Origin of the sequence: Marinomonas aquimarina, from assembly GCF_900089755.1 — a bacterium.
GTDB lineage: Bacteria > Pseudomonadota > Gammaproteobacteria > Pseudomonadales > Marinomonadaceae > Marinomonas > Marinomonas aquimarina.
This window is the reverse complement of sequence record NZ_FLOC01000013.1, coordinates 20,299-43,621: the sequence shown is the minus strand read 5'-3', so window position 1 is coordinate 43,621 and position 23,323 is coordinate 20,299. Positions and strand designations below refer to the sequence as shown.

Here is a 23,323-nt window from a genome sequence, read left to right as displayed (position 1 = left end):
GTTACTCTCTTCCTTAATTCATTGTCTGGAAGGAAGAGAGTATGCAAACGCCTGTGATACAGGAAGAAACAACCGGTTGTGGTATTGCTGCTGTAGCGAACATCTTGGGCAAAACCTACTCCGAAATGAAAGCCATCGCCAACGGCCTTGGCATCTACGCCGACGACACCGCACTCTGGTCTGACACCCAATATGTGCGCACTTTACTCAACAATAGCGGTGTTAGCACCTCCGACGACGAAATCCCCTTTACCACTTGGGATACGCTCCCAGACACAGCTCTGATGTCGATCAAGCATCAAGAAAAAGACGGCCAATTTTTCTGGCACTGGGTGGTATTTCAACGCATTGACGACCAAGCCGTGGTGCTCGACTCCGCCGCCTATTTAGATTCGAATATCCGCACCGACTTCGCGGAAATATCACCGAAGTGGTTTATTGAAGTCCATTCAGCTGCGTAACCTGATTACCCCAACTTCACCGTCGCAGCGATGCCTGGCTCTGGGCTCCATTCACGCATTTCCGCAAACACTTCTGGAAAATCGTCGAGGTACTTTTGTGCTTCGGCGATATCGACAAAAGTGATCTTGGCTTTCTCAGTCATAATGCGGTCGCTTAGATCCAGCAGTTGGGCATGGTTAAAGTAGCCAATGCCTTCCACAACGGTGACTTGAAACTCTACACCAGCGAAGGTTTTGCTTTGGGTATCTAGTTGCATGATGTGTCTCTTATTCTAAATTCAAAAAGTAAGGCCACATACTAGGTGGCCTTACGCTTGAGAACAATCAGAAATCACGAAACTGTCGTGGCTAGGTCTTGTTGTTGTGTTGACGAATGGTTCTGCGCATCTTTGGAATGACAGCAAGCCTTGCACTTAGGTCTTGATCCTGTTGCTCGTTAAGGATCGCGATCACGCGCTGGGCAATGCCATCATAAGGCTGGGCAAAGGTACTTAGGTTGTACCCTTGCCAACCGGATTGTGGAACGTCGTCAAACCCGAGTACGCTGATGTCATTTGGAATCGATACGCCAAATGTATGGCGTGCAGTATCCAAGAATCCACACGCCACTAGGTCTGTGATACAAAAGTAAGCATGATGACGCTCAGACTCAGACAGCAATTCATGCGCTGCACGTTGTCCGTCTTCGTAGTTGGTTTCATGGCTGCGCCACACGCTCACTTCTGCACCTTTTTCATTGGCCGCTTCAATAAAGAAACGCTCACGAGCGAGCAAGCTTGGCGTACCTTTAGTCGAACTGACTAAACACAGTTTGGTACACCCGGCTTCGAGAAAGTAGTCCACAGCTTGATGCATGGCTTGATGATAATCGATCTGTACGTGGTGCACGTTCTCGATGTCATTGCTGCGGTTGATCAGTATGACCTTTTGACCAGATTCAACACAGGTTTGCACCATAGCTTCTGGCGGTGTGCCAGACATAACGATGCTGGCAGACGCTCGGTAGCTGAGTGCCTTCTGCAATGCCTCATCGGCACTTTCTGGGTCAGAGGTTACGTTAATGATCATCACCATACGACCATCTGCTTGCAGTTGCCGAGTCAGCGCGTCCAATAGCAAGTTATGGTACGGCTTATCAAGGTTGGCCGCTAGCAAACAAACTGGACGGCTTTTTTCTTTCGATAAACTGCGCGCCAAGTGGTTAACGTGATAGTTCAGCTCTGCGGCAGCGGCCAACACTTTTTCACGAGTCTTCGCCGAAACACTGGCACCATCGGTAAAGGTTCGGGAAACGGCAGATCGTGATACACCAGCGAGCCGCGCTACTTCTGTAGCAGAAGCTGCGCGGCTTTTAGCGGGACCTTTAAGCTTTGTCATTTACTCGTTCTCGTCGGGCAAATAAGGCCTGATTCGTTTCACTTGTTCTGCCGCCCAGTAGGCGGCATCGACCAGTACTTGCTTAGGAGCTTCTGGCCATTCTTCTTTGATCAGCTGTCGTGCTTCTCGAATATGAGCAACCGCTGCATCAATGGTTGGATACGTTTCAGGCTCGTCCAAATGAAGGAGAAGTGCAGTCAAGGTAACGGATCGACTGCGTCCTCCGCGACAATTGATCAATATGTTACCTGTTTCTGTCCACGGATAGCTTTCTTTTTTAGGCAGCTCTTGATCAATAATACTGCGTAGCTGGTAGTAACCCGCCAACATCATTGGATGTGGATTTCCGGGGCCATCAACAATGCCTAATTTGTAATAGCGCACGGGTGCCCAACCAAAAGGTAATGTTTTGCTCAGTGGGTCTACCGTTGTTACCAAATTGATATCAAGGTTCACCGCGCAGTTAAACACAGTACCGATGCGATGTTCTTTTAATAGCTCAGGGTCAGATGCGGCTTGTTTGTTACCAATATAAAGATCGATCCCGCGACCAAGAAAGTTCTCATGTACACAATGCAGTGGTGCACGCATCGCGTCGGCTTCTCGGAAAAGACGTTTAATGTCTAAAATTTCTGCTTCAGTTTTCATTCTTGATCCTTAAGCGCTAAGCCAGGAAAGTCGACAGTCGCCGCCTGTTGCGCCAATAATGCGTTCGAGCCTAATACGGGGCCAGTTTTGGTTAAGTCAGCTAAAGTCCGTGGCCAATTTCCTACTCGTCCACCTGCTTCTTCAATCAATAACATGCCAGCGATACAGTCCCAGCTGTTCATGCTGATTTCTAAATATGCATCAGTGCGGCCTTCTGCGACCCATGCCAAGGCAAGGCCTCCCGAGCCGCCACGGCGAATACTTGCGCCTTGTCGTAACAGGGTATCTTGCGTGGCTAAATACGATTCAATGGTGGCACGGCGAGACCAGCCTAGCTCTAAATGCGCTTGGCCCATGGTGCTTGTTGTAGAGGTGCGCATCGGTTGGTCGTTTTTAAATGCCCCTTGCCCTCGTTGGGCAAAATAGAATTCTTGCGTCACAGGTTGGGCAATAGCGGCTAGTTGCGCTTCGCCATCAATACAAAAAGAGATAATGACGCAGAAATGAGGGATACCACGGGCAAAGTTGGCGGTACCATCGATAGGGTCAATGACCCAAGTAAAATGCTCCGGTACGCCCCCGCCTTCTTCTCCCAAGATGGCATCTTCTGGAAAAGTGTGCGCAATCTCATTTTTAATGAGTGCTTCAACAGCAAGATCCGTTTCAGTCAGAAAGTCTTGTGGGCCTTTTAAATCATATTCACCCGCCGTACGATTTAAGAAACCTTCTAGAGCACGATCTGATGCTTTTTTTATTAGTGATTTTAGAAACTCTGCTCGAGTCTCAATTTGGTCGGATCGTTTCAAAGTAAACCTTTTAATAGCTTAGACAGACTTCAGGGTCTGTGGGTTACAAAGAGTTTGTAGCAGCACCTAAACAAAGGCGCCGCTACAAATCATTTTTTACAGTTGTCCAGCTCGTGCTAGCGCCCAAAGGTCTTGCCATTCTTGGCGAGAAGCCCAGTCATCTTGCGCCGTTGTGGTGTCATACTTCAGTAGCTCGTCTAGATGAGAGGCCACACCAGATGGCTCTTGTGCTGGGATTTTATTGTCGATATTGGTCGAGATTTTCCCGTCAATCGCCTGTGGTGCGTAACCTTCTTCGGTCAACATGTAATGCACGAATAGTTTCGCCGCATTCGGGCTATCCGTACCCTTGGTGATCATCATAAATTTCGGATACAACAAGCCTGTCATTGGCTTAATCGTGTCACAGATGCCAAGCTTCATACCGTTTTTGTTTTCACGGAATTTTGCTGACGACATGATGCCAATAAAGTTTTCTGAACTGTCGGGCGCACCGACTGCTGCAGCAACATCGCTGTCAGAGTTCGTTAGCAAAGGTTGGTTAGCAGCCAATGCCGCCACAAATGCTTCAGTAGCATTATTCAAGTCTGTTTTTAGAGGTTTGCCATAGTGGGCTTCGTACGCATCGGCAATCACTTGGTCATGGTGCATGGAGATTTGGTTAAAGAAATCCGTGTAGACCGACTTGTTCAAAGGGTCAGGCATAGACACATGACCTTTCCACTCTGGGTCGGTCAACGCCCAAATATTATCCACAGGGCAGGTGTCGTTCAGTGCAGTGTTGTAAGACCACACTACAGGAGAATTTGATACGACTAGCGGGCTTCTAAACTGGCTTGGAATCTTATCTGCCATGTCTTCAGGTACATAGCTGTAGGTGTAACCCGTTTTTAGCAGCTGTGCTGACGCGGCTGGTACATCAGAGATGATCACAACGTCAGAGCGTACGTTGTTTGCCTTTGCTTCACTGACCACCATTTTTATATTGGCACCCGCTTTGATTTTTGTACCTGTTGTTTCAATACCGTACTTCTTCGCAAAGGCTTCCGCTTGCTTTTTAATTTTACCGGTCGAGTCATACACTGACAGTGGTGGTTCCGCTTTTGCAGCTTCAATCAAAGCATCAAGATCAAACTTTTCAGCGTTAGCAGTAGAAGCTAGGGTACCGACCAACAGTAGGCTGGAGATTTTGCGAATCATAGGATGTCCTCAGTTTTGGATTTACAAAGATTAGGGGTCTTCATTTCCGCAAACGCGGCAGTTTTCGAGTTGATCGACAGAGATTGACGCTCTCCGTCCTTGGAAAATAAGTGCATGGCATGAGGCGCAGCACGTAAAAAGACATGCTCACCTTTACGCCATAATGGTGGAGTTTGCGTGGTATACACCAAGCTAAAGGATTCATTTTCGCTAGTGACAGCGTTGGCTTGTAACTCAATAATCCAAGCACCACCAGTTGGCATAATGTCGGAAATGACGACAGGGAATCCCTTACCGGAAGCATCTGTACTAAGCTGCAACCCTTCTGGGCGAAGGCCTAACATAGCTTGATCCGTGCTAGCCTCTGAAGGTATTGAGAAGCCAGAGATATTGATCAGGTGCTGGGCCACGCTGGATGTGACAGGCAGCATATTGATTGGAGGATTACCGATAAATTCAGCAACAAAGCGATTAGCTGGACGCTCATAAATATCATCTGGCGTACCGATTTGTTGCAGGGTGCCTTTGTTCATCACTGCAATCTTCGTCGCAAGCGTCATGGCTTCCCACTGATCATGTGTCACAAACACAATCGTTGTACCAAACTCTTTGTGTAGTCGGGTCAGCTCTGCGCGCATGGACAGACGAAGTGCGGCATCTAGATTAGAAAGCGGTTCATCTAAAAGCAGTACACCAGGGTTCATCGCTAACGTGCGTGCTAGCGCCACACGCTGCTGCTGTCCACCGGATAGCTGCGCAGGATAGCGATCTTCTAGCCCTTCTATTTTGAGCATAGCGATCATGTCCGCCACACGTTGTTTACGCTCTTGCGCAGGCATTTTTTGCAGCTTCAAACCAAATTCGATATTGCGCGCCACAGTCATATGAGGCCATAGCGCATAAGACTGAAACACAAGACCAATGTGTCGTTTCTCTGGTGGCACGAAGATCCCTTTGCGAACATGATCAAGGGACTTTCCAGCGACGGCGATTTCGCCATCGGTCAAGTTTTCAAGACCGGCAATCATGCGCAAAATAGTCGACTTGCCACAACCAGAAGGCCCCAGCACACACATAAAAGCACCGTCTTCAATCTCCATGGATACTTGATCTACCGCTGGCGGATGATCAGGTGTATAACGCTTTGAAATATTGTTCAGAGTAATGTTTGGCATGGGTTAGCTCTCCAGTCCTTGTGCTAGGCCGGTTCGAGTCAATCGGTTAATGACTATCGTGCCGAGTAAGGCAATTAAAGCGATCATCAAAACCACAGCATTGGCGGCTTGGGTGTAGTTAAAATCGATCAATCGAATTGAAAAAGTGGTTAAAACATCCGTAGCAGGCACGGCAAGAATGATGAATAGACTGACGCCCTTGATGCCTGAGATAAAAGGCATCAACACAGCGGTCACTAGGGCGTTACGTTGAATCGGGATAATGATCGAATACATTCGACGACACCAACCAGCACCAGATACACGAGCACTATCCTCTACATCACTGCCAAGTTGTGTCATCGCAGAAATGCCCGCACGGCTAGCAAATGGCATCTGATCCGCGATTAAGGCTAAGAACAGAATAATAGGCGTACCGTATAGCGCAGGAATAGGGCCATGCGGCACAGCAAACAACGTTAGAAATGCCACAGCAAAGGCGATGCCCGGTACCAAATATGGGAAGAACGTCACCTGACGTAAAGTTACCGAGACCACACGTAGCGGTGAACGCAGTACAATGTAGCCTGTTAGCAGCCCCAAAATACCAGCGCAAATGGAAGCGCTGCCGACAATACTGATAGAACTCCAAGCCGCCGCCCAAAACTCTGACGAGAACAAAATGCCATTTTGCATGGCAATGGTGTCTAGATTGGTGCCGATCCAGTAATCCAGAGTGAAGTTCGAGAACTCAAAGCGCCCAGGAATATGCATTACCGTCGACAGCGCCAAGGCTCCCAATGGTGCCACCACACCGATGAACACCATCACAAGTGCTAGGATCGTTGCCGGCCACTGTAAAATACCCAAGGATTGACGGCGTTCCATAGCGCCTTTTGAACCGATAATGGCAAAACGGCGTGCCTCACGCATCATCCAAGCGTCCAGCGCTAATGTGGCAATACCAAACACTAAAATAACGGCTGCAAAGACCGCTGCGACACCCGTTTGCTGAGTACCAATAGCGCGATAAAGAGAAGTTGCTAGAGTTTCAAAATGAACGGGCAATCCAAGTACATACGGCACAGAAAACTCACCGATCGCATCAGCAAAGATCAACAGTGCCGAAGACATCAAGGCTGGGCGCATTAAAGGAAAGACAATAGATAAGGCGATTTTAGGTCGGCTGGCGCCAAGCATTTTACCCGCCTCTTCCAGCTGACTATCGAGGCGGCGTAGCGCATTTCCGACTAACAAAATCACAAACGGGATGTAATTCAACGTCATGATGACAATGGTGGGAAATACACCATAGGACACCCAATCTGGTAATTGGTAGCCCATATTCTCAACCCAACCAGGCTGACCACCAATGGTGGCGTTCTTGAACAAGGTTGTCCAAGCCAAAGCAAAAGTCCACGCAGGTAACATGAAAGGAATGATCAGAGCAGTAGACAACCACTTGCGTCCCATCAAATCCGTGCGAACCAGTAACCAAGCCAAGATAGAACCAATGATCATGGACAACACCATGGAAATCACGGCGACCATCAGAGTGTTCCACAAAGGCTTCCAAAAGATGATCGAGGACATGCGTGAAGAAAATACGCGCTCAAGGTAGTAGCTCGTGAACTGACCCGCTTCAGCGCCAACGCGCATCTCATCGCCAGTTTGAACCGTGAACATTTCCATCATCATATTCACAATCGGTGCGACAATCAGCCAGCCAAAAATAAACAGCAAAGCGAGACCAATAAAGATCGTCGGTGCTCGCTTGGCAATTTCTAACTTGTAACGCCACCGTTGCCAGGCGGTCGAACAAGCTGTGTCAGTCATTACAGACATATCCCTATCGCTCATTACTTGATTAAGTTACGAGCAACGATAGAAGGCAAATGTTGCAGTGACGTTAAATTTTGCAACTATGTGCAAAATAAGTTTTCGAAGGGAATGTAATGAGAGGTAGAGAATGTTTTAAACGCTATGAAGCTAATGCAGCATTAGCTTCATAGGATTTATATTAGCGACGGCGTGGTTTGCCGCTTTTCGGTTTGCCACCACCGCTTTGTCCTAATGCCTTGGCACGAAGGGCTTTTTTCGATGGTTTGCGCTTCGAGCTGGCTTGCTCTTCTTGCACCATTAAATTGGGTTCAAAGCCTTCCATCCACTGTGGCACAAAATGCTCGCCGGTGAGTTTTTCGATGTCTTCTAACAGGTACTTCTCTTTTGGTGATACCAAGGACACGGCCAAGCCTTCTTTGCCCGCGCGGCCAGTGCGTCCGATTCGGTGAATGTAGTCTTCCGCGTTGTACGGTAACTCGTAGTTGATCACGTATTGCAGCTGCTCAATGTCCAAGCCCCGCGCGGCCACATCGGTTGCGACCAAGGCACGCACTTGTCCGGTTTTGAACTCTTCTAAACCACGATCACGAGCGCCTTGGGACTTATCCCCATGCACCGCTGCCGCACTGATACCATCTTTGCCAAGCTCCTTGGTGAGATCGTCCACCGCTTGCTTAGTGCGCGTAAAGATCAACACCTGCTGCCAGTTTTTTGAACCAATCAAGTACGCCACTAGGCCAGCTTTGCGTTTGTTATCCACTTCATAGATACGCTGCTCGACTTTGGCGGCGGTGGCGTTGCGCTCGGCTACTTCGATCAACTTTGGCTGCTTCAAAATGGTTTTGCTCAGGGCAAACACTTCATCGTTAAAGGTCGCGGAAAAGAAAAGCGTTTGGCGTGTTTCAGGCAGGCGTTTTAAGATGCGTTCGATGTCGATAATAAAGCCCATATCCAGCATACGATCGGCTTCGTCCAAGATCAGGGTCTCGACTGTGCTTAAGTCGATCAGCTGTTTGATGGCAAGCTCTAGCAAACGTCCAGGCGTTGCCACCAACACATCACAACCTTCGTTTAGAGCATCGATCTGCGGGTTAATGCTCGCGCCACCGTAGGCCACCACCGCATTTAGACCTAAGCCTTGGCTGTATTTGACAAAACTTTGGTGCACTTGCTGCGCCAGCTCTCGCGTCGGCGTCAACACCAACACACGAATGACTTTTTCAGACTCTTCACGTGCAAGGTGACGCTGGATCAAAGGCAAGGCAAACGCCGCCGTTTTACCAGTGCCGGTTTGCGCGCCCGCCATCACATCATGGCCCGCTAGCACTTCAGGAATCGCCGCTTGTTGAATTGGCGTTGGTGTTTGATAGCCAAGCGTATCGAGGACTGACAGTAGCTCTGCATCAAGACCTAGGGTGGAGAAACTCATAAACAAGCACCGTGTGAACCATAAATTAAGATGGCGCTAGTTTACCACTCGTCAACAGGATTAGCGCCTATCGTTAATGGGCTTAAGTGCCACCTTTTACGCCGAACCTATGACCTAGCCCGTGGTTTCTAAGTCGGTCTTGAAATATATTTGCAACTTCACAAAGGAATTAGGAATAAAAATGAAAGCGTTGAACAAACTATTACTACTGACGGGCTTGGCCCTCTCTACTCCTCTACTGGCACAAGAAGTGAACTACACCACGCTCAATTGGCCGCCTTACATTGGTGAAACAGAAGACCGACAGGGCGTGCTGGCGGAAATCGTGAAACAGACGATGGCTCAGTCTGGCAGCGACTACACACTAGAATTTACCAGCTGGACACAAGCTCTAAAGGACGGAGAATCGGGTAAAAAAGATGCCGTGGTGGGCGCCTACTACTCTGAAGAACGTGCTGAGAAATACTATTTCTCTTTGCCAATCTACAGCGTGTTCACCGGCTTGGTGAAACTCGACAGCATCGATGTGGAATTCATCAAATCCTACGATGAGCTCAACTCATACCGTATCAGTAAACTGGCGGACTCTGTGGTGGGGGACACCTTTGATGAGCATCCATTCCCACATATGAGCACCTTCACCACGGAGAAAGAAGCGGTGACGGCCTTGTTTAACAAAGAAGTGGATTTCTATGCTGGCACCCTAGATGTGGCAAAGTCGATCGCGAAATCCACTGGTCAAGACAGCGCTAAGCTATCGATCGTGTTACCACCGATCAATGAGCAAGAAGTGTTCGTGATGTTCTCGAAAAATACGGCCAACGGTCTAGAACTGCGCGACGCCTTCAACAAAGCGCTAATGTCACTGCAAGCCAGTGGTGAATACGAGCAAATCATCGAAAGCTTCAAATAGAGCAGTAATCAAACAAGGGAGACTCTGCGAGTTTCCCTTGTTTATGGCTTATAACTCTTGAGCTTGTTGCAATAGTGTTTGGTAAGCAACGTCTTCATACTTACCAAAGCTAGGCTGCTGACGCGCTTTCAACTTGGTAAACAGCGGCTGTGTCAGCCCCGCCATAAAACGCGCTAACAACACAGGGGTCACTTGCGCTTGGGGCAGCTTTTGCAGTAACCAAAGTTTGGCCGATTGCAAGTCAGAAGAAAGGCTATCTACCACTTGATAGCCGTCTTTTTCAAGCAATGACAGCACCTTGCCACGGCAGACAGAGCAATGACCGCAGCGCTCTGGTGCGTGCTGGTCGCCAAAGTACCGGGCGAGGTTATGGTTTAAGCAACGGTCGAGCTCAAAGAAGCGAATCATGGTCGCGATACGCTCGATTTCCGAGCTTTGTTTCTGAGTCACATACTGCTGTAGCGCTTCAGCAAGCTCCGGGGTGAGCAACTCGCTCTGCACACCATAGACTTCCGTCAGCCCTTTGGTTTCCAAGGTAATCAAATCACGGTCCGCCAGTTGCTCCAGCAGACTTAAGACGGTAGCTCGCTCTAAGCCTTGTTGATGCAAGCGTTCAAAATCCGGCACACCCCAGATTTTCTTAAACGCCGTATGCTGCGCGACTAGGTTAAAGACGTCTTGCTGCTCCGCAGGCAAGACCGCACGAATTTGCTCAAGGTTTTGATTCCATTTGAGTTTCACATCACTGTAATAGCTGTAGCGCGGCATGATGGCGCCCGCGAGTTCCATTTGTACCAACAGGGTTTTCAGCGGCAAGGCGCGAATATTGGTGACCTGAGACAAGCCGTACGCTTGCGTTTCCCATTCGCCATTGACCGTATTGCTAAAGATTTCCTGTAGCAGCGCTTGGATCGCGTGAGGCTCAGGCGTATCGCCATAGACGAAGTTTTCCAACACATGTAAACCGTCGAGACTGGCAAGCATGACACAGCGACTGGGCTGCCGATCACGTCCAGCGCGGCCAATTTCTTGGCTGTAATTCTCAATCGATTTGGGTAAATCGTAATGCACCACAAAGCGAATATCAGACTTATCGATGCCCATACCAAAGGCAATGGTGGCCACGATGATGCGCGTCTGCCCCGCCATAAAATCGTTCTGAATGGCGGCTCGAACGTCGTTACCAAGACCGGCGTGGTAAGACACCGCTGAATAGCCCGATTGCTGCAAGCTCGTCGCCAGTTCATCGGCGGTTTTTTGCTGCGTCACATAGACAATGCCCGCCCCTTGCGTCTCGTTCAGCACTTGGCGTAACAAAGCTGGCTTGTCCTGCCTCTGCGCTGGAATCAGGTCGATATCCAAGTTGTGACGATAAAAGCCGGTTTGCACGATATGCTGCGGCGCGATGTTAAATTTCAGCGCCATGTCTTTTTGTACACGACGTGTTGCGGTCGCAGTCAGCAATAGCACCAGCGGGATGTTCAGCTCTTGCTGGTATTGCGGTAGCTTTAAATAATCTGGGCGAAAGTTATGACCCCATTCCGAGATACAGTGAGCTTCATCAACCACCAGCATAGACACTGGCACGGCTTGAATAAAACGACGAAAGCGCTCGTTTTTAAAGCGCTCCACCGAGATCATCAAAATCTTAATGTGGCCGTCACGGACCTGCTGCATCACCGCTTGGCTGTCTTCTTTGCTTTGCGTCGAATCCAGGCTGGCACTAGGAATGCCTTTGCTCTGCAAAAACGCCAGCTGGTCGTGCATCAAGGCGATCAAAGGGGAAATAACGAGCGTTAAATGCGGTAGTTGGGTGGCGGTCAATTGATAACACAACGACTTCCCTGAACCAGTGGGAAACACCGACAGGGATGAGTGTCCGGCCAACAATTGCTCGATCGTTTGTTGCTGTCCTTCGCGAAACTGATCGAAGCCAAAATACTGAGTTAGCAATCCTGCTAATGGCTGCATGATAAAAACCTTTTAATCCAATAAGTGAATGAGGCCATGCCGATACTAACGGGATAGGCTCGTAGGCAGTAGCGCCACGCCACGCTTTATTGATTGAGTGCAGGCGAAATGCTCTATCCGACCCGAGCCCCTGCGCATTCTGCCAAACTGTTCTACAGTGACAGGAGCAGCTTGTGAAGGAGAGTACATATGTCTGACAAGATCCATGGTATTTCTGTCGGGGTCGAGCGCCACAATCAGCAAATGATGGTGGTTATGAAAGCCTCCGGAACCTTAACACACGACGACTATCAGAGCATTACCCCGATGTTGCTGGCGGCATTCGCGGCCATTGAGCAACCGCATATAAAAATGCTGGTGGATATCAGCGACTTTGATGGCTGGGAATTACGTGCCGCTTGGGACGATTTTCGTCTGGGTTTGAAGATGGGCAACAACATCGACAAGATCGCCATCTATGGACATAAGTCTTGGCAGCAGATGGCGGCCAAAATTGGCGCCTGGTTTATCAAAGGCGAGATGCGTGCGTTTGAGAAATACGAAGACGCGGTACAATGGGTTGCGTCATCTTCCTCGTAAATAATCTCTGCTACAATGGCGCTTTATTCAATGCATGAGCACCTACACTGATGGAATCCCCAACCATTGAAGCCATTGAGGCTTGGACCACACCACTGTTTGTTACCGATCTGGCTGATCATGAGTTTTTAAAAGACGCCTTATTGGCGCACATCTACCAGCGTCAGCAAGAACAGGACAATGCTGTCGACAGCGATGTGGCCGTATTGGCTAAACATAATCTGTCAGAAAGCCGTTTGGACTTTTTGGAAGACGAGGTGCCAGAAGTGATGGAGCTGCGCCGTATGGTGGAGGAGTTGATTGCCGCGGTCGCATTTGAGGTCAATCAGCAACACTGGCCAGAAGACAGTGAAGCCTATGCTCATGTGATCGAGTCTTGGTACCACATCACCCAAAATGGCGGCTATCACGATGCCCACTCACACCCGAACTGCTCTTGGTGCGGCATTTATTACCTTGAACCAGGGGAAGCCAATCTTGAAGCACGTAATGGTATCAACCGCTTTTACGATCCACGCGTCAACGCCGAGCATTACGCCGATCCGGGTACCGCTTATTTAGGCGGCCAAGGATTCTGGGACTTCGCGCCAAAAGAAGGCCAAGTGGTGATCTTCCCGTCGTACTTGAAACATTCGGCACTGCCGTACTTTGGTCAAAAAGACCGCGTAGTGATCGCTTTTAACTGCGTAATAGAGCTAGACTAAAGTTTTAACAGAGGGCCTAGCAGATGGATTTAGACGATATTCCAATGACGCCTCATGACGATCAAGCCAAACAAAATGCGCTGATCGCCTACATTTTCATGCTGCTAGGGCTCGTCACAGGGGTGTTTTGGTTAGTGGGCGCTGTGTGGGCCATGGCCAAGGCCAACACAGCCAAAGGTTCTGTGTTTTACGATCACTTTCAAAACATCACCCGCGTGTTCTGGTGGAGCCTGATCATGAGTGTGATCGGACTCCTGTTCGCGATCTTTTTCTTTGGTTATCTGATTTTGCTCGGCGTGTGGCTGTGGTCGGTATACAATCTAGTCAAAGGCTTTGTCCGCCTTACCAGCGATAAGCCATTTCATTCCAGCTAATGGCCTTCTCTTCAACGGCTTAGATGTCGGAAATATTGATCTAACATCGGTTTTTTTAACGCTTAAGCAACGCCGCTGCGAAGATTACATGCTATTATAACATTCTTATTTCTTGCTATTTCTGACCGTTCGTTCGATTCACTGAGGACCAATACTGTGCCGAGCAACTCTGCTTCCAAAATCAACCAGTATTTCCGTCAAACCATCCCTATGATGGTAAAGAATAACGTCCCTATTACGCCGCCCTATTACACCTTGTGGTACAACTACACCACTGGCGAGCTGCCAAAGCTAACCCAGCGCATCGACGATGTCATTAAGCGCTTGGGGCACTGTGACAGCTATATGTGCGATAAACTGCTCGACGAATTCATCGTTAACTCAGCCGAAGAACGCTTGGTGGAAATGCAGAACAACATCCATCAGGTGGTGACCTCCATAGGCACCTCCACAGCCACCGCCATGAGTGATGCTCAGGATTTGAATCAGTCCCTATCCAAAGACATTCAAATCATGGCCCAAGAAGCGTCTCAAGCAGACAGCCCAGCAGCCCATAAAATGGTCTCCATTGCGCGTAATTTTATGGACAAAACCGAGACCTATCGCACCCAGCTAGAAAAGCAAAACGCCGAAATTCAAGCACTCAAAGCCAAGATTGCTGAGACGGAAAAACAGATGTTCAAAGACGGGCTGACGGAAATTAATAACCGTCGTAAGTTCAATGAAGACTTAGCCATCTATACCGCCTCAGCGGACAACACCTGTTTGGTAATGGTGGACATCGACCACTTTAAGCCCTTTAACGATGAATACGGCCATCTGCTCGGTGATAAGGTGATTCAGTCGGTGGCACGTACTTTAGAAACCAGCTGTGCCCAGACCCGCGATGCCCAAGCCTACCGCTTTGGTGGCGAAGAATTCGCTATCTTGCTGCCCAATGCAGACATCAAAAGCGCGGCCAAATTCGCCAACGATGTGCGTGAACGCATCAGTCGCTTGAACCTTACCAATAAGAAGACCGGTCAAAGCCTGCGCCCCATAACAACCTCTTTAGGTGTGGCACAGTTTCAACCGGGCGAATCGCTAGAAACCTTGCTAGAGCGAGCGGACCAGCATCTCTACGCGGCCAAGAATGCCGGACGCAACTGTGTGCGCCCCGTCATTACCGCATTGGCCAGCTAACACCTTAGCGGCCTGTGGATAACAGACCTTGAGCCAAGCGCCATGCGACCTGCGCCGCTTGGCGATCCTTACCAAGATAGGCCTGAGCAATGGCCCCTTCCTTAAGCAAAGCCAACTGACTGGCCAGCCGCTGCGCCGCCTCGGCAGCATAATGTTGCGACAAACGTCGCACCAGATAGTCGACGATTGCTTGCTTGTGTTCAAAACACAACTCATTGACCCGATGCTGTAAAAACTCAGCATTGACCTTAACAAAGAAACACCCCTGAAACGGCATCAAGACATCAACCCGGTCATTAAACCAGTCATCTAGGCCATCGAACATGGCCTGTACCACCTCCTCGGGGTCAGTGTGCGCGTCCATTAAACCAAACAGCCAAAGGCGGAAGCGTTCATCGCGATAGGCGATCACCGCCTCGAGTAAGGCTTCTTTACTGGCAAAATGGCTGTACAGGGTTTTCTTCGCCACTCCCGTCTCAGCCAAAATCTGGTTGATGCCGACACTGTGCACACCATGCTGGTAAAACAGCTCAAACGCGGTTTTGATCAAGTCGTCTCGTTTCGTCATAACTTTCCTCTCTTAGAAAAGTTTGACAGAGGTAGACCGATCTGTCTACCATTCGCAAGTAGACAAGTCGGTCTACCACCATTTTCTACCATTAGTCTGAGGTTATTATGCTGCTGCGTGCACTCAATGCTCATCCGATACCAAAAGCACTGGTCGCAGGCCTAGGGGCCTGTTTATGCATTTCTTTATTGGCCATGGGAGGAGAGCTGTCACCAGAATATCTCGGCATCATGGCGCCGTTTGGCGCCACCATGGTGATTTTATTTGCCTTACCGCAGAGCCCCTTGGCGCAGCCCCGCAATATCATTGGCGGTCACCTATTAACCGCCTGCATAGGTTTAGCCATGGCCCATTATGGGGATAACACCCCCTTGATGCTCGGCGCAGCAGTAGGCCTTGGGGTAATGGCGATGATGCTGACCAACACACTGCACCCGCCCGCAGGAGCGAACCCATTATTGATTATGCTGATGCAAGCCCCTTGGTCATTTGTGATTAATCCCATCTTCAGTGGCTGTGTCGTTATCGTACTGGTTGGCTGGCTCTACCATCGCTGCCTGAGTGGTATTGAATACCCTAAAAAACAAGGATAATGTCGGCCTGAGTCTTGCCAAGTTTTGCTATTGCCCGCATGTTGAAAGCCATAGCAATCTTTGGAGGCGCCCATGTCGATCCCATTTTCCATTTTAGATCTGGCCCCAATTGGCGAAGGTCAAACGGTCGCCGACGCCATCAGCAACAGTAAAGCCCTAGCCCAATGTGCAGAAGCCCATGGCTATCAGCGCATCTGGCTGGCCGAGCATCATGGCATGCGCGGCATTGCCAGTGCCGCGACCGCTGTCATGTTGGCCGCCATTGGCTCCGTGACGCAGCGCATTCGAATTGGTTCTGGTGGCGTCATGCTGCCCAACCATGCGCCATTGGTGATTGCGGAACAATTTGGCACCCTCGCCGAAATGTTCCCAGACCGTGTTGACCTTGGTTTAGGGCGAGCGCCAGGCACAGATATGGCCACCGCTCGCGCCCTGCGTCGTAACCTTGGCGGTCCGGTCGATTCTTATCCTGAAGACGTGCAAGAACTACAAGGCTATTTCGCGGATGAGAATAAGATTAAACCCGTCATTGCCATGCCAAGCCAAGGCACCCAGGTGCCAATCTGGTTATTAGGCTCAAGCCTCTACTCCGCGCAATTGGCCGCGTATATGGGCTTACCCTTCTCATTTGCCTCGCACTTTGCCCCCGATATGCTGCTGGAAGCCCTGGATATCTATCGCGCTAATTTCCGCCCATCAGCGCAATTGGATAAGCCTTATGTGTCCGCTGGGGTGATGGCTTCCGTGGCCGACACCGACGCGCAAGCCCAATACCATTTCACCTCGGCACAAATTAAGTTCGCGCACCTACGGCGCAACGCCAACCGCCCGTTTCCAGAACCTGTGCACGACCTACAAAGTGCGCTGTTGGCAACGGAAATGCCGATGATCAACCAGACGCTGCGCTATGCCATGGTGGGGGCGCCGGAAACGGTACAACAGCGCTTAGCACAGTTTATTGAATTGACCGGCGTCGACGAAATAATTTTCTCATTCCCGCTGCACGACCCCGCAGCACGCTTAAAGGCCATCGAACTCACTGCCGGCCTTAGCCTGATGCAAAAACAAGCTTGGAGCTGATCTATTTGCACTAGCGCCATGCAGAAGTCGCCTTTCAGCCACCAACTAGCTTGAGTAGCGCCACTCAAATTATTGAGTCGCGCTAGCGGGTGGCGTTTCATCCAGTGTCAGTGGTAATCTAATTTGGAAATGCACGCCTTGCTCGACGTCGTTTAGGACACGGATCGTTCCTTTTAACTTCTGCGTCACCAAGTTATAAGTAATCGACATACCGAGCCCCGAACCACCGTTGGCCCGATTGGTGGTGTAAAAGGGTTCGAACACCCGCTGACAGACTTCTTGTGGCATGCCAACGCCATTATCACGATAGTCAATCACCACTTGCTCACCGGCCTGTGCCACATCCAGAAAAATGCAATTTTCTGGCACCATGTCTTGAAAGCCGTGAACGCAGCTGTTGCTGATCAGGTTAGTCAGAATCTGGTCGATGGCACCAGAGTGGGTCACCATGGCCAGTTGATCCGGAATGGTTAAGTGAATCTGCACTAACTTTTGTTTGTACATGGGGTGTAAGCTAGTCAACAAGGCATCTATCGTATCTTTTAAGCAAATGCTTTCCACGATATCAGAACTCTGATCAACCGCAGTTTTTTTAAAGTCTGACACTAACTTAGCGGCACGCCCCAAATTGCTACGCAACATCAAGTAAGCCATATCAAACTCACTCAGGAAATGCGTAAAGCCCTGTTCATCCAGTCGCCCTTGCTGGTAATCGCGGCGTAGCTGCTCCACCTCATCTTTAATATAACTCATGGACGTGATCGCCACTCCTAATGGGGTATTCACCTCATGGGCCACACCAGAGACTAAACCACCTAAGGCGGCCATTTTTTCATTCTCAATTAGGTGCGCTTGTGTCTCTTTGAGTTCTTGCAAGGTGGCATGTAACGCCTGAGTCCGCTGCGCGATGGTCTGTTCTAACTCGGCGTTCACCGTACGTAGGGCCTCTTCCAGTTTGGCGCGTTCTGAAGAAGAGATCGCACGACCATACAAATCCGACAACACGCCAGAAAAGGTTGCCTCGTCATCGCTCCATTGGTGGCCACGTTCGATGCCTTCTGAGCAAATAATGCCGATCATGCGGCCACGATGGCGGATCGGGGTGTCCAGCATGCAACCAATGCCAAGCGGGGTTAAATAAGACTCTACAAACTCTGTGGTGACAGGGTCCGTTAAGGCATCATTGATGCGAATCGCCCGTTCGCTGTCCAACGCTTGGAAATACCTCGGAAACTCCTGCCGAGTGAGCACGATGTCTTCCACTTCGGTATTATTGTGAGCATCAATTAACAAACGGCAAACGATCGATTCGTTATCATCGTCCAACAACCAAATACCGGTACGTTTTACCCCCAAGCCCTCTACCACGCAATCCAGTATTAGCCGCGCAGCCTGCTTTAGATCGCCGTCATCGATGCAGTCTGACTGAGACACTCGTAGCAAGATGCTTTCTAGTTGCTCGTTCAACGCCCTACTCCATTACCCTTTGAAGTTAATCTGGGTAGACATCACGCAACGCCATAATGTCATCGAAACGTTTGATCGCGATGTCGCACAATTGCGGATCAAAGTGCTGGCCGCGCTCTTCTTGTAACAGTGCTAGGATACGCTCAGGCGGCCAAGGCTCTTTGTAGGAGCGACGTGCAGCTAGGGCATCAATGACATCGGCAATGGCCATAATGCGCCCTTCGATGGGGATGTCCCCCCCCTTAAGCCCCGCGGGATAGCCAGCACCATTCCATTTCTCATGGTGATTTAGGGCAATGCTGGCGCCCATCATCAGTAAGGCTTTTTTAGAGTGGCACAGCAGGTCATGGCCCACTTGGGCATGGGTTTGCATCACTTCCCATTCATCAGGGTCAAGCTTCGCCGGTTTATGCAGTATGTGCTCAGGAATCGCAATCTTGCCGATATCATGCATCGGCGTCGCGTGTTTGATCAGCAGGACATAGTCTTCCTGCAAACCGTATTCGCGCGCCAGCAACTCACAGATCAAGGAGACTCGACGCACATGAGAGCCAGTTTCTTTACTGCGCTGCTCGATGGCTTCACCCAAAATAAACATCAGCTCTTGTTGCGTACGCTCGATTTCCTCGCGATGGTTGAGGCTCTCGAAAATAATCGCCACCTTGCTCAACATAACGTTCAGCAGCTTTTGCGCCAGCGCTGATAATGGCCTCTGCAAGGAGACGGAAAGCACACATTCGCAGTCTTTCGACAAGCGTCTAAAACAGGTGAACTGACGATCGGTGTGAACATCGCTCTCAAGCTCTAAGGCGAGGGCAATACTGGCTTGGGCTGAACTAGGAAAGGCCGTTGCCTGTGCGTCGCTTTCTTGGCGCAACGTTTGGCCATCGTAGTGAAGCTTGATCACTTCGTGCTGATTCAGCGGATTATGGGCTTGATAAAGCAGACTGAGGCAAAGACCCTCTTGCTGGGTTAAAGCCTCGATTTCCGTGAGTACCTGTACAGCAAAAGCATGGCTGGAGTCAGCTTGCAGCACCCGTGTGGTGGCACGCACCACATGCTCAAGTCCTTGATGGCCTGATTCCACTTCTTTGATGTCTCGATAAGAACGAATCGCCGAATAAACGGTGGTTTTGAGGCGCGTGGAATTGAGCTCGGTTTTATGTTTGTAATCGTTAATGTCGTAATCGCGGATCACATCTTCTTCAGGTGCTTGACCTGGCTGACCAGTTCTCAGCACCAAGCGTGTGGTGGTATTTTTATGACTTTCACGGATCCACTTTACTAGGTCTAACCCAGCGTGGTCGGTTTCCATGACAACATCGACCATGGCAATGGCAATGTCAGAGTGCTGCTCAAACAGCTGCATCGCTTCTTTAGCCGAGTGTGCTTTTAGAAACGTTAGTGGTCGATCATCAACCAGCAGCCTCTTTAGCACCATCTCAGAAACGGTAATGATATCTTCTTCATCATCGATCAGTGCGACTTTCCAGGGTTCATTATCCATAACATCTCGTTTGTCCTCCATGGCTTTTTGAGTCGAAGACTCGGACGCAACCTTACGAGCAAATAGTGGACTTTGCATAATGCCCTAACCTTTTAGAAACGGTTTTTTAAGTTCTTGTCTTTAAGAATTGACTAATAAAGTCCCTTTGGTCAATTTAAAAACCGTATTTATCGTAGCAAAATGCAGCTAAAGGTAACGCTGCAAGCATGCTCCTATACAAAAGACGCGATATAGGCCGTCTTTGTTACACTTTTTTACCTCAATTTCAGTCTTGTTTCCATCACAGCACACCTCATTAAACAGAGTGATAGAGGTTTGACTACAGGAAATCCAAATGCAGCGTCCTTGCTTTCAGTCTGAGCGCACGACTCCCCCCACTGCCGTTGCGCATCATCAACAGGGCTCTTTTCATAATGTGCCTCGCACCCGCCCGAACGGCTTCATGAAGACTTTGCGACTCTATGTCCGTTTCTTTACTGAAAAGAAGGTCGGTACTGTGCCCGAGCACACTATTCCAGTACAAAGCCTGTCCCGCAAACAACTCGACGCGCTGCCCCACAATGATGTGTTTATCGTCAAATTGGGGCATTCCAGCTTACTGATCAAACACTATGGCGAATACTGGTTGATTGATCCGGTCTTTAGTGAACACGCTTCACCACTGTCGTTTACCGGCCCTAAGCGTTTTCACCCTGCCCCGATCAGTTTAGCTGAGCTACCGCTGATCGATAAGGTGTTGATTTCTCATAACCATTACGACCACTTAGACAAGGCCACCATCAAACAGTTAAAGCGCAAAACCTATGAGTTTTATGTGCCTAAAGGCGTCGACAAGACCTTACAAAAATGGGGCGTGATGCCCACCAACATGAAGGTGTTTGATTGGTGGCAAGAAGAACACAGTGATCGTCAAATGATTGCTTACACCCCGGCACAGCATTTTTCTGGGCGCGGCTTAAGCGACGCCAAGCAAACGCTATGGGGCTCATGGGTCATCAAAAGTCGCGCAGGGTCCCTGTTTTTCAGTGGCGATTCAGGCTATTTCCCAGGCTTTAAAGAGATTGGCGAGCGCTACGGCCCGTTCACCATGACCTTTATTGAAACCGGCGCCTACGATAAAGCCTGGCCCCAGATTCATATGACACCCGAACAAAGTGTACAAGCTCACTTAGACCTACAAGGTGACATCATGGTACCTGTGCATAACAGCACCTTTGATTTGGCGTTTCACCCTTGGCAAGAGCCATTAGTACGTGTCGAGCAGGCCGCAGCGAAAAGCCAAGTCACCTTAAGCACTCCAGTTTTCGGTGAAGTGTTCCGAGGCTCCGAAGTACGAACTAAACGCTGGTGGCAAGGTAAGGCTTAAAGGCTAAGCAAATAACATAAGATAACGCATTGGCAACAGCATACTACTTGAAGCGTCCCGCATATCGTGTCATTTTCTCCCTTAAGACTTGGCTAATATAACTTGATTTAACGGGTGCATTTAGGATGCAAAAATTTGCTGCCGCATTATGGATTTGGCTATTCTGCGTCATCGCAAGCACAAGTGCATTGGCGGCGTCTGTGCCGCCCCCTCTGAGCATTCATGCCGGCGTTCAAGAATATTCCTTAGGCCCATACCTGAGCTACCGCCAAGACCTCGCGCAAAGCTATTTGTTAGACGTTCACCGACAGCCTCCAGATAGCTGGGGTACACCTAATAGCTTGCCTTTACACCTTGGTATCGACACGACATCTTGGCTCAAGGTACATATTAATGTATCGGACAATGCCCCTCACGATTGGGTGCTGAAACTCGGCTGGCCGAATTTTTCAGAGGTCGAATGGTACTTATTAGACCGTCGTACTGGGCGTCTATTGAATCAACAGAACCCCATTCAGACGATGTCTGATGATCGCCTATCTTTTCCCATTCGATTACCAGAAAATGGCCATTATGTTCTCTATTTAAAAGTCTCTGGTGCCGAAAAGGTCATCCTACCATTAACACTTAAGTCGCCGGACTTACATGCTAAAGAGACGCATCTACGCAGTGTTCTGACTGGATTATTTTATGGCGTGCTGTTGGCGATGCTTGCCTATAACTTATCACTGTTCATTTTCACCCATGAAGAAAACTACGCCACCTACTGCCTGTATGTCGCATCGATTATTTTCTACACTCTATGTACATCCAGTAACTACCTGCACTTTATCCATTTCGATATCGACTGGGTCGAGGAACATACTTATCGCTTTTCAGTCCCCATTGCTTTTTTAAGTGCCAGCATTTTTTTACGAAAGTTTTTGTCCCTCGAAAATCATAAAGGCATGGTGCTGCAATTGAGCAATCTCGCCATCAGCTCATGGCTCCTGCTGCTGATTAGTGCCTTCGCGATCCCTGCAGATTGGTATATTTGGATTATCGACATTGCCGCCGTTATCAGCTGCCCAATTGGTATTTGGATCTCGAGCTGCGTTTGGTACAAAGGAGACCCATCAGGCAAATACATCACCATTGCGTGGTCCCCATTATTGATAGCAACCTTTGTGCTTATGATGGGACTTACCGACATCATTCCCTTTTCGATGGATTTGTATTATCTACAAAATGTGGCTTTCACTATTGAAGTTCTGCTGCTGTCGATGGCTTTGGCCGAGCGCATTAACCGCGAACGCTTAGAAAAAGCCGAAGCCCAAGCCCAGTCGGTCTACTTTGAACAACGCAGTCTAGAAGCACGCCATAGAGAAATAACAGCTCAACAACACGCGCTTAACGTTGAACGCCAAGCAAAGGAAGACTTAGAGAGAAAGGTCGCCGAACAAACCAGCGAACTACAACTGGCCATGTACTCACTAACCCAAGCAAATACTGAGCTGGAAAAAATGAGTCAAACAGATGGCCTTACTCACCTCGCCAATCGCCGTTATTTCGACCATAGGTTTACCGAGGAATTTGATCTTGCCATGACCGAACAATGGCCCATTGCCGTGTTGATTATGGATATCGACTTTTTCAAAAAAGTAAACGATCACTATGGCCATCAGGCAGGTGATCAGTGCTTACGTGATATCTCAGCGATCTTCCCACAATTTACCGAAAGCCCCCATGATCTGTGTGCCCGATATGGCGGGGAAGAATTCTGCTTAGTCTTGCCAAATCGCACAGAAGCCGAGACCTTAAATATCGCGGAAGGCATCCGCACTGCAGTGGCCGACAAAGCCATTCATTATGGTGATCAGACATTTCATGTGACCATTAGTATCGGCTTTAGTGTGGCGGTTCCCGCTACCTCAGAGCAGCGGGATATTTTCTTAAAACGCGCTGACGAAGCACTCTACTTTTCAAAGCACAATGGTCGTAACCAAGTCACCCAAATCTAGTCTTTCTTTTTGCGACATAGACGTGCATGATTTGACCACTCCAGAAACGCGAGTCTTTCACATCTAAAGCGGCACGATTAAGATGCCGCTTTTCTATTCTTT

General features: G+C 49.3%; 22 protein-coding genes. 10 read left to right on the top strand and 12 right to left on the bottom strand.

Annotation, left to right across the window (positions count from 1 at the left end; genetic code table 11):
• Window positions 1-41: 41 nt before the first annotated feature.
• Window positions 42-461 carry a hypothetical protein gene (locus MAQ5080_RS11540; protein ID WP_067210344.1) on the top strand — a complete coding sequence of 140 codons (420 nt, stop codon included), beginning with the start codon at window positions 42-44 and terminating at the stop codon, window positions 459-461.
• Window positions 462-466: 5 nt separating this feature from the next.
• Here MAQ5080_RS11540 and MAQ5080_RS11535 read toward each other — a convergent pair whose 3' ends face one another.
• From MAQ5080_RS11535 to MAQ5080_RS11500, 8 genes are all read right to left on the bottom strand, one after another.
• Complete coding sequence (locus tag MAQ5080_RS11535; RefSeq protein WP_067210342.1) at window positions 467-718, bottom strand: hypothetical protein; 252 nt, start codon at window positions 716-718, stop codon at window positions 467-469.
• A gap of 91 nt (window positions 719-809) precedes the next feature.
• A complete protein-coding gene (locus MAQ5080_RS11530) occupies window positions 810-1,838 on the bottom strand; it encodes a LacI family DNA-binding transcriptional regulator (protein WP_067210338.1) in 1,029 nt (342 codons plus the stop codon).
• Window positions 1,839-2,486 (bottom strand): dual specificity protein phosphatase family protein, encoded by a 648-nt coding sequence (locus MAQ5080_RS11525; RefSeq protein WP_082861093.1) that lies wholly within the window; start codon window positions 2,484-2,486, stop codon window positions 1,839-1,841.
• Window positions 2,483-3,292 (bottom strand): inositol monophosphatase family protein, encoded by an 810-nt coding sequence (locus tag MAQ5080_RS11520; protein WP_082861092.1) that lies wholly within the window; start codon window positions 3,290-3,292, stop codon window positions 2,483-2,485. Before MAQ5080_RS11520 ends, MAQ5080_RS11525 begins: the two co-directional genes overlap by 4 nt.
• Before the next feature lie 96 nt (window positions 3,293-3,388).
• A complete protein-coding gene (locus tag MAQ5080_RS11515; RefSeq protein WP_067210331.1) occupies window positions 3,389-4,492 on the bottom strand; it encodes an ABC transporter substrate-binding protein in 1,104 nt (367 codons plus the stop codon).
• Entirely contained in the window at window positions 4,489-5,667 is a 1,179-nt protein-coding gene (locus tag MAQ5080_RS11510; RefSeq protein WP_067210328.1) for an ABC transporter ATP-binding protein, read from the bottom strand. Before MAQ5080_RS11510 ends, MAQ5080_RS11515 begins: the two co-directional genes overlap by 4 nt.
• A gap of 3 nt (window positions 5,668-5,670) precedes the next feature.
• Window positions 5,671-7,482 carry an ABC transporter permease gene (locus MAQ5080_RS11505; RefSeq protein ID WP_231870829.1) on the bottom strand — a complete coding sequence of 604 codons (1,812 nt, stop codon included), beginning with the start codon at window positions 7,480-7,482 and terminating at the stop codon, window positions 5,671-5,673.
• Window positions 7,483-7,666: 184 nt separating this feature from the next.
• A complete protein-coding gene (locus MAQ5080_RS11500; protein ID WP_067210321.1) occupies window positions 7,667-8,917 on the bottom strand; it encodes a DEAD/DEAH box helicase in 1,251 nt (416 codons plus the stop codon).
• A 181-nt stretch (window positions 8,918-9,098) separates the two neighbouring features.
• Between MAQ5080_RS11500 and MAQ5080_RS11495 the strand changes: the two genes are divergently transcribed.
• The gene (locus MAQ5080_RS11495) at window positions 9,099-9,830 is read left to right on the top strand and encodes a substrate-binding periplasmic protein (RefSeq protein WP_067210319.1); all 732 of its coding nucleotides are present in this window, start codon (window positions 9,099-9,101) and stop codon (window positions 9,828-9,830) included.
• A gap of 48 nt (window positions 9,831-9,878) precedes the next feature.
• Here MAQ5080_RS11495 and MAQ5080_RS11490 read toward each other — a convergent pair whose 3' ends face one another.
• Window positions 9,879-11,801, bottom strand: a complete 1,923-nt coding sequence (locus tag MAQ5080_RS11490) for a RecQ family ATP-dependent DNA helicase (RefSeq protein WP_067210315.1) — start codon at window positions 11,799-11,801, stop codon at window positions 9,879-9,881.
• A 189-nt stretch (window positions 11,802-11,990) separates the two neighbouring features.
• Between MAQ5080_RS11490 and MAQ5080_RS11485 the strand changes: the two genes are divergently transcribed.
• The 4 genes from MAQ5080_RS11485 to MAQ5080_RS11470 all read left to right on the top strand — a co-directional run bounded on the left by MAQ5080_RS11485 (window position 11,991) and on the right by MAQ5080_RS11470 (window position 14,640).
• A complete protein-coding gene (locus MAQ5080_RS11485; RefSeq protein ID WP_067210311.1) occupies window positions 11,991-12,380 on the top strand; it encodes a SpoIIAA family protein in 390 nt (129 codons plus the stop codon).
• 50 nt (window positions 12,381-12,430) lie between these two features.
• Entirely contained in the window at window positions 12,431-13,084 is a 654-nt protein-coding gene (locus MAQ5080_RS11480) for a TIGR02466 family protein (RefSeq protein ID WP_067210308.1), read from the top strand.
• A gap of 23 nt (window positions 13,085-13,107) precedes the next feature.
• Window positions 13,108-13,458, top strand: a complete 351-nt coding sequence (locus tag MAQ5080_RS11475; RefSeq protein WP_067210304.1) for a DUF4870 family protein — start codon at window positions 13,108-13,110, stop codon at window positions 13,456-13,458.
• 156 nt (window positions 13,459-13,614) lie between these two features.
• On the top strand, window positions 13,615-14,640 hold the full coding sequence (locus MAQ5080_RS11470; RefSeq protein ID WP_067210301.1) for a GGDEF domain-containing protein: 1,026 nt from the start codon (window positions 13,615-13,617) through the stop codon (window positions 14,638-14,640).
• A 4-nt stretch (window positions 14,641-14,644) separates the two neighbouring features.
• Here the strand turns inward: MAQ5080_RS11470 and MAQ5080_RS11465 are convergent, their stop codons facing one another.
• Entirely contained in the window at window positions 14,645-15,208 is a 564-nt protein-coding gene (locus tag MAQ5080_RS11465; protein ID WP_067210299.1) for a TetR/AcrR family transcriptional regulator, read from the bottom strand.
• 107 nt (window positions 15,209-15,315) lie between these two features.
• On the opposite strand from MAQ5080_RS11465, the gene MAQ5080_RS11460 reads away from it, so the two are divergent.
• Both MAQ5080_RS11460 and MAQ5080_RS11455 read left to right on the top strand, forming a co-directional pair.
• On the top strand, window positions 15,316-15,801 hold the full coding sequence (locus MAQ5080_RS11460) for an HPP family protein (RefSeq protein ID WP_231870828.1): 486 nt from the start codon (window positions 15,316-15,318) through the stop codon (window positions 15,799-15,801).
• A 72-nt stretch (window positions 15,802-15,873) separates the two neighbouring features.
• The gene (locus MAQ5080_RS11455) at window positions 15,874-16,881 is read left to right on the top strand and encodes an LLM class flavin-dependent oxidoreductase (protein WP_067210296.1); all 1,008 of its coding nucleotides are present in this window, start codon (window positions 15,874-15,876) and stop codon (window positions 16,879-16,881) included.
• 69 nt (window positions 16,882-16,950) lie between these two features.
• Here MAQ5080_RS11455 and MAQ5080_RS11450 read toward each other — a convergent pair whose 3' ends face one another.
• Window positions 16,951-18,348 (bottom strand): sensor histidine kinase, encoded by a 1,398-nt coding sequence (locus MAQ5080_RS11450; protein WP_067210292.1) that lies wholly within the window; start codon window positions 18,346-18,348, stop codon window positions 16,951-16,953.
• A gap of 25 nt (window positions 18,349-18,373) precedes the next feature.
• Window positions 18,374-19,933, bottom strand: a complete 1,560-nt coding sequence (locus MAQ5080_RS11445; protein WP_082861091.1) for an HD domain-containing phosphohydrolase — start codon at window positions 19,931-19,933, stop codon at window positions 18,374-18,376.
• 256 nt (window positions 19,934-20,189) lie between these two features.
• Here MAQ5080_RS11445 and MAQ5080_RS11440 point away from each other — a divergent pair, with 256 nt between their 5' ends.
• Window positions 20,190-21,221 carry an MBL fold metallo-hydrolase gene (locus MAQ5080_RS11440; protein WP_067210289.1) on the top strand — a complete coding sequence of 344 codons (1,032 nt, stop codon included), beginning with the start codon at window positions 20,190-20,192 and terminating at the stop codon, window positions 21,219-21,221.
• 125 nt (window positions 21,222-21,346) lie between these two features.
• Window positions 21,347-23,221: a sensor domain-containing diguanylate cyclase gene (locus tag MAQ5080_RS11435; RefSeq protein ID WP_067210285.1), complete on the top strand. Its 1,875-nt coding sequence runs from the start codon at window positions 21,347-21,349 to the stop codon at window positions 23,219-23,221.
• Window positions 23,222-23,323 lie beyond the last annotated feature (102 nt).